The 12197-nt window shown below is 44.6% G+C and carries 14 protein-coding genes and 1 tRNA gene; 8 read left to right on the forward strand and 7 right to left on the reverse strand.

What is annotated here, in order from left to right:
* Together F6K49_RS28960 and F6K49_RS28965 are read left to right on the forward strand one after the other, a co-directional pair.
* On the forward strand, positions 1 to 2017 hold a 2017-nt coding region (locus F6K49_RS28960), incomplete at its 5' end, for a nucleotide-binding protein (RefSeq protein ID WP_293102189.1).
* A 4-nt stretch (positions 2018 to 2021) separates the two neighbouring features.
* Entirely contained in the window at positions 2022 to 2753 is a 732-nt protein-coding gene (locus F6K49_RS28965) for an FkbM family methyltransferase (RefSeq protein WP_293102192.1), read from the forward strand.
* A gap of 419 nt (positions 2754 to 3172) precedes the next feature.
* Here F6K49_RS28965 and F6K49_RS28970 read toward each other — a convergent pair whose 3' ends face one another.
* Positions 3173 to 4054 carry an alpha/beta hydrolase gene (locus F6K49_RS28970; RefSeq protein ID WP_293082843.1) on the reverse strand — a complete coding sequence of 294 codons (882 nt, stop codon included), beginning with the start codon at positions 4052 to 4054 and terminating at the stop codon, positions 3173 to 3175.
* A 274-nt stretch (positions 4055 to 4328) separates the two neighbouring features.
* Here F6K49_RS28970 and F6K49_RS28975 point away from each other — a divergent pair, with 274 nt between their 5' ends.
* From F6K49_RS28975 to F6K49_RS28985, 3 genes are all read left to right on the forward strand, one after another.
* Entirely contained in the window at positions 4329 to 4658 is a 330-nt protein-coding gene (locus tag F6K49_RS28975; protein WP_293023699.1) for a hypothetical protein, read from the forward strand.
* Positions 4659 to 4685: 27 nt separating this feature from the next.
* Positions 4686 to 5303 (forward strand): hypothetical protein, encoded by a 618-nt coding sequence (locus F6K49_RS28980; RefSeq protein ID WP_293023696.1) that lies wholly within the window; start codon positions 4686 to 4688, stop codon positions 5301 to 5303.
* A gap of 122 nt (positions 5304 to 5425) precedes the next feature.
* Positions 5426 to 5716 carry a cupin domain-containing protein gene (locus tag F6K49_RS28985; RefSeq protein WP_293073405.1) on the forward strand — a complete coding sequence of 97 codons (291 nt, stop codon included), beginning with the start codon at positions 5426 to 5428 and terminating at the stop codon, positions 5714 to 5716.
* A 111-nt stretch (positions 5717 to 5827) separates the two neighbouring features.
* Here F6K49_RS28985 and F6K49_RS28990 read toward each other — a convergent pair whose 3' ends face one another.
* Entirely contained in the window at positions 5828 to 6256 is a 429-nt protein-coding gene (locus F6K49_RS28990) for a hypothetical protein (protein WP_293023690.1), read from the reverse strand.
* A 261-nt stretch (positions 6257 to 6517) separates the two neighbouring features.
* Between F6K49_RS28990 and F6K49_RS28995 the strand changes: the two genes are divergently transcribed.
* Positions 6518 to 7378 (forward strand): inositol monophosphatase family protein, encoded by an 861-nt coding sequence (locus tag F6K49_RS28995; protein ID WP_366514242.1) that lies wholly within the window; start codon positions 6518 to 6520, stop codon positions 7376 to 7378.
* Between the two features lie 76 nt (positions 7379 to 7454).
* Here the strand turns inward: F6K49_RS28995 and F6K49_RS29000 are convergent, their stop codons facing one another.
* The 4 genes from F6K49_RS29000 to F6K49_RS29015 all read right to left on the reverse strand — a co-directional run bounded on the left by F6K49_RS29000 (position 7455) and on the right by F6K49_RS29015 (position 10823).
* Entirely contained in the window at positions 7455 to 8357 is a 903-nt protein-coding gene (locus F6K49_RS29000) for a ChaN family lipoprotein (protein ID WP_293102197.1), read from the reverse strand.
* Between the two features lie 60 nt (positions 8358 to 8417).
* Complete coding sequence (locus tag F6K49_RS29005; RefSeq protein ID WP_293102200.1) at positions 8418 to 9467, reverse strand: alpha/beta fold hydrolase; 1050 nt, start codon at positions 9465 to 9467, stop codon at positions 8418 to 8420.
* A 101-nt stretch (positions 9468 to 9568) separates the two neighbouring features.
* Positions 9569 to 10423, reverse strand: a complete 855-nt coding sequence (locus F6K49_RS29010; protein ID WP_293082851.1) for a sugar kinase — start codon at positions 10421 to 10423, stop codon at positions 9569 to 9571.
* A gap of 13 nt (positions 10424 to 10436) precedes the next feature.
* On the reverse strand, positions 10437 to 10823 hold the full coding sequence (locus F6K49_RS29015) for a DUF4359 domain-containing protein (protein ID WP_293023185.1): 387 nt from the start codon (positions 10821 to 10823) through the stop codon (positions 10437 to 10439).
* A 249-nt stretch (positions 10824 to 11072) separates the two neighbouring features.
* Between F6K49_RS29015 and F6K49_RS29020 the strand changes: the two genes are divergently transcribed.
* Both F6K49_RS29020 and F6K49_RS29025 read left to right on the forward strand, forming a co-directional pair.
* A tRNA-His gene (locus F6K49_RS29020) sits at positions 11073 to 11145 on the forward strand.
* 15 nt (positions 11146 to 11160) lie between these two features.
* Entirely contained in the window at positions 11161 to 11373 is a 213-nt protein-coding gene (locus F6K49_RS29025; protein ID WP_293102204.1) for a hypothetical protein, read from the forward strand.
* Positions 11374 to 11406: 33 nt separating this feature from the next.
* Here the strand turns inward: F6K49_RS29025 and F6K49_RS29030 are convergent, their stop codons facing one another.
* Positions 11407 to 11703 (reverse strand): YkvA family protein, encoded by a 297-nt coding sequence (locus F6K49_RS29030; RefSeq protein WP_075897075.1) that lies wholly within the window; start codon positions 11701 to 11703, stop codon positions 11407 to 11409.
* Positions 11704 to 12197 lie beyond the last annotated feature (494 nt).

Raw genomic sequence — 12197 nt, forward strand, 5'->3', positions numbered from 1 at the left:
TCCCAGTGGTGCAGTTCGTAAGGGTATAGATGTCGAAAAGCTGATTGGGATTGACAATGGCGCATTACGTCTCCAGCCTCTGCTAAAACCTGCGTGGGGCAGACAGGGCATTGCTTATGGTCCGTACACCCGTACCAATGGACTCGCCTTTGGAGTGTTTCTGAGCAATGGTCATAATACATCCCAGACCGAAAGGATTGAGCCCCTAACAGAACGACTCCATCGGTGGATGATTGGTCCTGAGACAGATAAACCGGCTAAACGACTTTTGCGTTGGACTTCCAGTCAGGGAAAAAGCAGGATGTTGCGAAAGCTCCTATGGTGGATTCGTAGTACCTCCAGAATTTCCAGATATTTCAAACCGTTTAAATTGCCAAATATTGATGAGAATCTAGCAGTGGGTTGGTTCCCCAGGGAAGTTCCTGTTGACCCGACTGCAGAGGGAAATGCCTTTATTGTTCATGCCACTGGGGCAGAAAATGGAGAGTTGTGGACTCGGTTGGGGGGATATCTGCTCTCAGCATTTAGGGGCTTACAAAATCTCCAGGTTTATTACATCGTTGTTCTGCGGGAAAAGGGAGCTGCCTATTATGCTGCTTCTGTTCCTAATGCTCATGGTCTTGCCGCTTACCCTAACATGCGTCCCATTGCTATTGATTCTTTCAATGATGATGCCACAGTATATGCTGGTGTATACCAAAGTATTCTGGGACAGAATGGTTTTGAAGTCGATACGCGAATCTATGGCGCTAATGTAGCCCAAATTTCAGACATCGCCACCTGGTACGGTACAGCTCAGGCAGCAGATGACCTGATTGGTGATGGTTTGCTAGATGGTGCTGAAGCGGACAAGGGTGGTTTGTGGAGTGTCTCTCAAGGAAGTTATGAGTTAACAGCTGATGGTGCTAGAGCCACTCAACCAGATAGCGTCGCTATGTTGGAGTGTCCCACACCCTCTGGGCTAATCCATTTGTTGATTGAAACCTCTACTCAGATAACTGGAGTCCGCATTGTGTGGCGTGTTCAGGATAAAAACCAATTCTGGAGTTTCCTAGCAGACGGGGACAAATGTCAACTTATGATTCAAGACCATGATAGCTGGGAATGTTTAGCTGTTAGCGATCTATGGTATTTACAGCCAACAGCGATCAACTCTTTACAGATATTGGATGATGGTAAGACCTTCAGCCTGTATCTCAATGGCCAGTTAGTCTTTAACAAGTGGTTTACAGATACCCGCCTGGAAAACGCTACCGGTGTTGGCATTGGTGGGATTAACTCTAACCATAGTCTGTATTTTCGCTCCTTTGAGGCTCACCCACGCACTATCCCTATTCCTTCTGAACTCGACCTTGGCTCCCCTTGGGTAGTAGAGGGTACCGAAATAGCTATCACTGAAGATTTTGCTGGTGCAGCTGGGGACTTGATGGGAAAAACCACCACTAGTGGTAGCAAAGTCTGGCATCGGAATATTGGGCTAGGGGTAATTGAGCTGACTGGGAATAGTACAGCCAAAGTCCAAGCTGATGCTAAACATCCTAATCCAGGTCGCACTGCCTACACCATTGATTGGGATCACCCAGACATAGCGGATTTACAGGTAGACATTACTCCCCCTGGAACTAGACGAGGACAGGGAGAAAAAGGTCGTGGAGGGTTTATCTTTTGGCAGGATGCTGACAATTATATCACTATCAATAACTGGTTAGATGACTGTTACGGTGGTGCTTCAATGTCTTCCTTTTTCTATCTCAATGGCTTTGAAGAATTATTTGATGCTGTCTGGACAAATGTGGGGAAACGCATTTACTGGGGTGTTTCCCATCGGCTCCGCATGATTTTTGATGGCATGAATTACATGATCTTCATCAATGATGAACCAGTATTGTATCGTGCCCTTACAGATGTTTATCCAGATGCGGTGCGTCTTAGAATTAACCGAGTTGGGATTGTTGCTAACTGGGAATGGGGAAATGATACAGGAAGTGTATTTCAAAATTTTGTAGCAAAGGTGTAGACTAATGAATTTAAGCAATCAACAGGTAACCCTTAACAATGGAGTAGGTGCAGGACTAAAATTCCATGGGGATGGTTCTAATCCTGATTTTGCACGTGGTACCTATGAACTTCCGCTTCAGAAAGCCTTAGCAAGCTGCTTAAACCACGATCATATCTTCTATGATATCGGTGCCAATATTGGCTTTTTTACTATTATTGCTGCGAAGCTAGTTGGGCCATCTGGACAGGTTTATGCGTTTGAGCCAGTTCCAAACAATGCTGACATTATTCTACGGAATGTGGAGCTTAATAGTTTCTCCAATGTTACTGTTTTCCCACAAGCAGTTTCTGAATCAACCGGAACCGGAGAATTGTTGCTGGCCCATCATTCAGGGGGAGCTACTTTAGCTACAGCGGGTACACCTCCAGATCTCAGGGGTGAAATGACAGTTGACCTTGTATCTATTGATGATTTGGTGTCCCAAAAAACTTTGAAACCCCCAACAGTCGTGAAAATCGATGTGGAAGGAGCAGAAATTAATGTTTTAAGGGGGATGATTCAAACTATTAAAGACTATCACCCCATCCTGATTTATGAAGTAGATGATGGGAATCAAGACTCCTTTAAACTGAAGAATCAAACCATTGAGATGTTTATTGACTCTCTAGGATATAAAATCATGCCCCTGGAACCAGCTTATCCCAATATTCCCTGGTATGTTGGACATGCGATCGCGTTTTCAAATCTAAATTGAAAATGCTATAGCAATTCTCATAGCTATGAGGTACACAATTGCTGGATTTTAGGGAACAGGGAACAGGGAACAGGGAACAGATAAGAGGTAACCTTGAAAAGGGATGCGCTGCATCAAGATAGGGAATCAACCTCAAAGAATACTGTACCTCATAACTGCGAGAAACGCTATATATTTTTGTAAGCATATGCGCTACGCGCATGCTACTTGAGGTGCCGTCAGCTGTCAGCTGTCAGCTTAAAATAAAGCTCTTTGGCCTATGGCTGATAGCTGAATGCTTACGAATTCTGGCGTTGCTGAATTAGGGAATGAATAGGAGTGGGGTGGGCATCCTGCCTGCCCCCAAATATCAGGAACGGGCAAGATGCCCATTCCACAAAACTCTTAAAATCATTCCATTATTAACCAACGCCGGAATTCTAGGCGAATTCTAAAATATGCTCAGCAGTAACTTGAGCTTGTTCCAAGTGAGGCACATGACCACAGTCTTTAATCCAGATTAATTGAGATTGTGCGATCGCATCCTTAAACTTGCTAGCAGCAGCAGTGCCTAAAATTTGGTCATGGTCACCCCATAAAATTAGAGTTGGCTGGCTAATCTGAGCCAGCTTATCCCCAAAATCACCATAACCACCACTTTTGGTAAACGCAATCAAGGCTTGATTCCAACCAGGCATTTCTAGGTGCAATGCAGCACAAATTCGGGCATCTTCAGACGCCCAACCTTTATCATAGTAAGCGTTTTTGCTGATACTTTGCCTTACCTTGGGATTAGCCAAAAATGCTGTCGCTAGGTAGCCTAAGGGAGGAAATAAGAACTTCCCAATCGGGGGAGCCTTGGTGCAGCCAGCGCTATCTATTAATACTAACTGTTTAACCACCTGGGGGTAAGTGAGGGTAAAATCAATCGCCGCTGCACCTCCCATCGAGGCTCCGACTACAATGACTGGTGTTCTAATCAGGGTTTTCCAGAAATAATAGAGATGGGTTGCGATCGCATTGGGACTAAATGGAGTCCCTGCCATGCGATCCGTAAACCCAAAACCCAACAAATCCACTGCCCAGGTTTCATTGTCCTGAGCCAGCAGTGGTAGCAAGCGGCGGAGTTCTAGCAGGGAACTATCGAAGCCATGGAGTAACAGAATCGGCGTGCCACCCTTACCCTGATTAACGTAAGTTGTGGCAATGGCCTGTGGGCTCAGGGGAGTTGAGATAGCTTGACGCTGGATACTTTGAGCAAGAACAATTGAGCTAGACTCAACTAGCTGCTGGGTATTGGAGGGCAGAAAATCAGGAAACATCAGTTGAATTGCTGTAATCAGAGGACAATCCTGATTTTCCCCCTCACAAGCGCAATTATGTTAGTCAGTGCTTACCCGAGCGGGGTTTAATTCAATAGCCTACCCTGATTCATAGGAACTAACAGACCTATGGATTGATGCAAGGGTAACGGTTGCAGTAAACCCTGCCTACAAAGCGCCAAAATTGTGATTTTGCTGATTTTACAAATGATTTAGAATTGCTATAACGTTTTTAGGACTCATGAGGTACACATAATTGTTTGACTATTGGCTCTTGCCTCTTCTCTTTTATCTGCTCCCTGCTCCCTGCTCCCTGCTCCCTACTCCCTGCTCCCTAAAACCTAAATATTTGTACCTCACAAGTCCTAGAATTGCTATAGATCTCATTACTAAGAGAAACGCTATAATTTTTTTTGACTGTGTTAAGAAACTGAAAGTTACTCAAACCGTTGCTGTTCCTTATTCCGAGATCCGAAGCTCTCAAGTCTTAACAGTTAAATTTAATTCTTTACGACTCCTTAGCTATAGAAAAAGAACATTTTCAACCAGACTCTCCCAAGTCCTGATTGGCTCTGATCAGGATTTCTGGGAAAACTTACGATAAGATTCAAATGGATATCAGAGGATAACTGTGTCTCAAGACCTATTGCAAAACCGAGACTACACCATAATTCTGGCAAGAAATGCCTCTAAAACCTTTGGAACCCTGCCTGGACTAGACAAGCAGTGGTTGCTAGCTCAGGAGTCTATTATCGCCTTGGCAAAGAAATGTGAGGAACTCGATCCAGACGGACTCACTATTTACATTGCATCTACTCCCTATCAAAAATATGACAACACCACTAGTCAGGCATTAGTTGACCTCTTTGAGCAGCCCTATGGTTCAGACAGCATCAATCTGGTTGAGCCGCTCAAAGTTGCAGTTGATGATCACTTTAGCCGTAAATCCCGCCAGCAGACAAAAGCAAACGGTGACATTATTATCGTCATCCTCGATAGTGAACCAAAGCCACGGATGGCTCTAGTCAAATTGCTAGTGGCAGCAACTAAGAAGATGGATTCTCAGGAAGAACTGGGTGTGATGTTTGCCCAAGTGGGGGACGATCCCATTACTCGTGGTTTTCTAACGGCTTTAGATGATGATTTACATGCTGCGGGCGCTAAGTTAGACATTGCGGACACTAAGCTTTTGTCAACGATGGAGGAAAGTAAAATTACCAAGTTTTTGCTCGATGCCCTATATGATTAGGATGTAAGCATTCAGCGGTCAGCTCTCAGCCGTCAGCTATCAGCTATCAGGTTATGGGTATTAGCTGATTGGTTTGATGAAAATGAAAGCTTACCACTGAAAACGGTTAAAATCTCAAAAGTATGTCTAAACCGACCAATATCAATAAGATTCTGATTGAACGTCCTAGCGAAGAGCATCTTGATAACTTAGGTGTCTCAAATTGGCCAATTTGGACAAAGGAAGTCTCGGAATTTCCCTGGACTTATGATGATCCAGAAACTTGTTACTTGCTAGAGGGTGAAGTAGTTGTCACCCCAGATGGCGGTGAACCAGTTCAAATTGCCAAAGGAGATTTTGTAACTTTCCCAGCTGGAATGTCTTGCACCTGGAAGATTCTTTCTAATGTTAGAAAACACTATCAATTTGGCTAGAAGTTTGAGGGACTTTTGTCCAGGATTTTAGGGAGTAGGGAGTAGGGAGTAGGGAGTAGGGGGAATAAAAACGAAGTGATTAACCGGAATTGAGCTCCCTACTTGATATACCTACTTTATTGTTTCACTGATATGCTTCTCTAATTCTTCTAATAATTGATCGACATCTTTCCCAACTTGCTCAAAGCACTCCGGTGGTGAAAGTTCAGGTTCAAATTGAATCAGTTTCAACTGTCCATTACCAATACCAATAATCAAAACTTCTTGCTCAGGTTTATGAGCATCCACCACTCCCAAAATTTCCTGAATTTGGTGATTAACCTGACGATTTAGGGTCTCTATTGCTTCCCTAGGACAGTAAACAAAATGTGGCTTTGGTTTCATGTCAAGTCCGAGGGTCTCATCACTTTCTCCTTTTTCCAGAAATAGCCCCCAAGCTAGTGCAGCTAATTCTTTTTGATTGGCTTTAACAAACTGATCTAACTGATGTTGCCACTTGTGTATTGCTAAGTCTTGCCGATTACTACCGAATAAGTTCATATCGTATTTATCAATCTGGATTTTAGGGAGTAGGGAGTAGGGAGTAGGGAGTAGGGAAGGTTGGCAAGTTGAAGGGTTGCCAAGTTCCGTAGCGTGGCCTATTGGCCAAGGTTCAACGGAAACTAACCTTTAAGCAATAGTACATAGTTAATATATTCGGCAACTTTGACCTGCTCTGTGGGGATTGTCTAGAGTTAAACAAACCACAAACTAACTCAACAAACTAAGGTAGATGGGTGGTTTTTACCGGAGAACGACACCATGATATCATGTCCGGTACCGCGCACCACCGGACATGATATGAATGATTTTTGGACAGATATTCTCAACTTTGCCAAGGACACCACAAACCGTGTCGGGAATCGGCACCTTCAGGACTTTGGTCAGGTACAAGGGTCCGAAAAAGCGGATGGTACGTTAGTGACCCAGGCGGACAGGTGGGCAGATCAAGAAATTAGAGATGCGATCGCATCTCATTTCCCCAGCCATGGCGTACTGAGTGAAGAAGCATCCCACCAATTTCCTGAGTCTGAATGGTGCTGGATTATTGACCCTCTTGATGGCACCACCAACTTTACTAGAGGAATTCCCCTGTGGGGGGTTTCCTTAGGCTTGTTGTATCAGGGAACTCCAGTGTTTGGTTATATTCATTTTGCTCCTGTCCAGCAATCTTTTCATGGTTTTTGGCTGGGGAAATCGGAGCTCAGTGGTGTAGAAAACGGTGCTTTTCTCAATGGACGTCCCATCCACAGCAGCCAGGATTCCCCTAGCCAAAACCACTTTTTCAACCTGTGCGCCCGTAGTACCTCAGTGATGAAGCAACCCTTCCCCTGCAAAATTCGGATGCTAGGGGTTGCCAGTTACAACTTTCTGGCCACTGCCAACGGTGTCACCTTAGGAGGAGTGGAAGCAACCCCGAAAATTTGGGATTTTGCTGGAGCTTGGGTGATTATTCACGCATCTGGGGCAGTTTGGGTACCCCTAGATTCTCAGCCAATTTTCCCCTTGGAAGTAGGCCAAGATTACGGTCAGCGGTCCTTTCCGACTCTAGTTGCAGCACGTCCGGAATTAGTGAGTGTGTTTAAGCCGTTGGTAGAATTTTTGGGGGCTAAGGCAAGTTGAATGTAGAATTAATTCTTAATTCTTAATTCTTAATTCTTAATTCTACATTCTTAATTCTTAATTCTTAATTCTTAATTCAAAAGAGATGTTCCCATAAATAATCTGCGATCGCATTTTCTCCTGCCAGTTTCTCTGACTGAACACCCAACAAAACGGAAATTTGTTCCAACTGATTATTGAATCGTCGAGCAACCCGACTGGGTATACCGTAGCCATAGATAATATGACCTTGCCCAGCAATCACTACTACTTGATAATCTGGGTTAGCTTGGGCAAACAAAGCAATCTTCTCTGCCATGGTTTCATCCCATAACACTTGGGCAGTGAAAAAATTGTCGAAGTTGCGACTATTGCTATGACCGGCGTGGTGATGTTGTTGGTAGAATCCCTGAATCAGGTTGCGGTAATCAGCGTTATCTGTGCGAATTTCTGATAATGGGGGAATATGTTCCTGCTCAGCAGAGGTTAAACTCTCTAAACCCCTACGGGCTACTTTACGAGTGACCTCAGTAGGTGTATTTAAGGCTAACACAGGCAGTTGATTAGTTTTAGCAAAGCGTACTAGGGGAGCATAATATTCCCAAGGAAAGCCCCAGCGTTGTTCATACTCACTTTGCTTAACCAACTCAGCTTCTGTGATTTCTCCTGCTAGGTATTGATCGAGGATATCCTGAGCTGGGCGCTGGAACATTTCCATTGCGATCGCAATTTTGGAATTTTCACGAGTTAGTGCTTTAATAATCGCTAACTGCGCCTCATGATCTTTTTGGCTGCTGTGAGTTTCTCCTAAATAGATAACCCGGGCTTTTTTCCATTCCGGTAATACCTCCGGTAGGGATAGTAGATTAACCGTTTCTATCTGTTGTTGCTGGCTAGTGGCAGTTGAACTATTATGTTGAGTATGTTGAGCAAAAGCTGGGGTAGTACAGAGAACGAAAATTCCCAGGGAATAAACAACGACTTTGGTAATTGTGCCCATATAAAAGTGATAATAGCTACTCAAAAATCCAACTGGTCATGTTTACTGGTCATGTTTAGCTTAACGTGATTCAGAATTGGCAGGAAGTAATTGAGCATCACAAAATTCCAAAAGCCGATTCAAAGCCCAAAATTCATCCACATCACCTTTGCCTGTACTAATGTGAGCCACATGACCCCCTTGGGCAGTTAAAATCAAGTTGGCATAGGGATTACTACTCGTGCGCTCTTCCAATTCTGGAATAATAGTAGGGTCAAAAATCGGGTCATCCGCAGCATAGATGATCAAATAGGGCAAAGCTAACCTGTCCAACAGGTAAAGTCCACTAGTCTTCTGATAGTATTCATTAACGCTAGCAAACCCGTAGTAATCAATCACCATATAGTGGTCAAAGCTCCGCATTGAGTTAATGCACTCCACTACACCAGGTTTGACAGCCTCAGGAAAGTTTTCTAACCGTTGTTGAGATATTTTCCTGAGTTTATGAGTGAACTTCTTTTCGATCAAGCGTCCGATTGGCGTAGATAGCAAATAATCTATGGAGCGATTCGATTCCAGATTAGGAGCCAAAACTGCTCCAAACCTGACCAGAGAACAATTGTTTTCAACTGCTGCCTTAAGTCCCCACAATGCCAACTGTCCCCCCATGGAAAAGCCCACCAAACCGACAGGTTCTGGGCAACCCATCTTTACTAATTGCATGGCTAGCTGCAACTGATCTTCCCCTTCTCGCCAACCGTCAGAAGATGGGACTGGGGATAGTTGTGCACTGCGTCCGTTACTGCGCCAATCATAAATTAACACTGCCCAACCATTGCTGTAGGCTTTACGAGCAAGGGTACGACTATACCAACCATTATCGACATCCCCTGTAAGGGCATAGTTAACAATCAGGGTACCTTTGGCATTGTCAGGACAACTCCACAATCCGCGCAACGGTACCTGATCCGCACCAGTAAATATGTGTTCCTGCCAGGGCATCAGGGGCAAATGGGAAAGCCAAGGTACTCTTTCCCCCCACCAACTCCAGGTCGTGCCGTACCAGTAAGTGGTAGCAATACTTTGAAATAAGCCATTTCTTAGGTACCAGGGAGCTTGGTAGTCTTGCATCAGGTTTCGTGCCTATTTGTGATTACACATCGGACTATAAGCCCTTCTAGTTCTCCATTGGTGTGGGCAGACAAACATTTGTTGCTCTAATTTTCGATATCTTATTCCATCCAGCGACGAGTCCCAAAAAACTGACAGGAATTGGAAGCTACCTTTGCTGCGGCGGCTAGGGCATCAGTAAACTCGTTCTGTAGAATATAGTGACAGAAGGCACCGTGAAACACATCCCCAGCTCCCAAGGTATCTACTGCTTGAATCTGGGGTACGGGTACTTCACCGGACACTCCTAAGCTACGATACTGAATTGGTTTTTCTCCTTGGGTAATGGCAATGTGATCAATCCCAGCGTCTAGGACATAAGCCATCACCTCTTCTTGGCGAGAGCACCCTGGTGGATAGAAATTGGCTGAGCAAATGGCGTAATCAACATAGGGCAAAATTGTTTCAAATCCTGGCTTCCAGCTACCGCCATCCATGACTACAGGGATATGATGAGTTTTGGCAAATTTTGCGATCGCATTACTAACCACCATCTGATGACCATCAATGAGCACCACATCCACCATCAAGTCTAAATCCTGAGGTATTTGTGTACTGCTGGCTTGGATTTTAGTAGCATTAATCGAAATAACTGCGCGATCGCCTGTGGATTCCGTAACAATGATCGAAGATACTGGTGGTGGTTGGGGGTTAGCTGGATCAAGGTCAGCGATGATTACGCCATGACTGGTCAAATCGCTGCGAATTAGCTGAGTAATCGGATTAATTCCCACCACACCGAGAATTTTAGCTAGATTCCCTAGATAGCTAAACGTTACTGCTGCATTCGTTGCTGGTCCCCCAGCCGCTACTGTATAGTCAGAAGCAGTTATTTTTTCATTGCTGCTTGGTAGGTTGGTGCTGAGGTATACCAGGTCTAAGGTAACCATCCCCACAAAAAGACCAGTGCTCGCCATTTAACAACTACCTTTAGTATGATTTTTCATCAGCCTTGTAAAGGTAAAATTGTTGACAGATCCCTACAGTTTCAAAGGAGTATGAAGGGATCAGCGTACTAACATCCAGGTCAGTGCGGTAAATACTAAAGAGCAAAAAATTTTCTCGCTTTGTGGTCTGGGCAACAACTTGCTTAATTTGGGGTCGTCCTGTATCCACCAGTATGGTACACTGACGGCGCAGGAAACTGCCTAGGGTTTCCGGTGCTTGGGGACAAACTTCTTCTTTTAGATACTTGCTCAGTTGCTCAACCGCATAATCTTCATAGGTAGCTTGTCCAGGATTGGTCACCACCATTGAGCCTCCCACCACCGCAAGTACTATAGTTCCAAAAGCGGTGACAACCTGTGAAATCTTCATCTGAATTTTTTAACGATATATTATATATTACGATGCCTATCAAGCCTTCGAGTTCCAGGTTAACTGCAAAATGGTGGTAACGTCTTGCATGTTTGATGGAAATCCCTCAGGGCAAGACAATTGCCGCCATGGTCAGCAAACCTCAGGACTCTATTCATTCCTGACTGACTGAGTAATTACCATCAAAATTTTATAGATTGTTGATAAACCAACAAATAAGATGCTATAATAAACAACGGTAAGATTATGGCGAGCGTAGCCAAGTGGTTAAGGCAGTGGATTGTGGTTCCACCACTCGCGGGTTCGAGTCCCGTCGTTCGCCCTAAAAGTCCGTGGAATGGAAATCAGTCGTGGAACAGGCATCTTGCCTGTTTCGACTTCCGGGCATCAGGGGTGGAACAGGCATCTTGCCTGTTTCAACTTCGGGGCATCAGGGGTGGAACAGGCATCTTGCCTGTTTCAACTTCCAGGCGGGCAGAATGCCCACTCTACTCCTATTCAGCGCGAAGATTCAGCAATGCCAAAAAAATGCAGAAGTAGATTCACATAATCACTTCTGCCTAAATCCTCTCAAGACGCTTAACTAGACACCAATAGAGTCTACATCCACAGTCTTGACTTCAGGGTCTTGAGAGTCATTGGCAATCTTTTCGCTTTGGCGGGCTTTGGCAAAGTCAATTAGCCACTGAGACAGCTCTGAAACGAGCAGGGTTATAACTGCGATATCATCAATTTGCCCAATGATGGGAATAAAGTCTGGGGAAATATCAATGGGGCTAAGAAAGTAAACTAGGGTTCCCAAGATGATCCACCAGCGGTACTTGGAATGGCGGATAGTGTTGCGATACCAGTTGTAAAAAGATTGAATTGGATTGTTCATCAAAATTTGCGGCTGAATACCTCATCCCATACCAAGTTGCGTGGGTAGGAAAGCCACACCTCCAACTAATGGTTTAAACGACTGGTTTTAAATGCTCATAAGCCGAGACCAGCCAAACTCGTTATCCCCAAGGGCCACACTTGTTAAGATTTCTTCCAATTAGAAGCAACCACAAAAGGGGTTTTTCCTATAGACCGGACTGGGGAACTCTCCGGCTCTGATGTACCAAACAATGGCTCAATACTCTATAGCTACTATTTATAGTGCCAGATTCTTCCAGAAACCGACTATGGGGATAACCACCCGTTTGATTAGAGTTTTTACTAGAATTTAGGCAGTTGAAACGGGCAAGATGCCCATTCCACCATGAAACGGGCAAGATGCCCATTCCACCATGAAACGGGCAAGATGCCCATTCCACCATGAAACGGGCAAGATGCCCATTCCACCATGAAACGGGCAAGATGCCCATTCCACCATGAAACGGGCAAGAT

It is taken from the genome of Moorena sp. SIO3I6 (assembly GCF_010672095.1).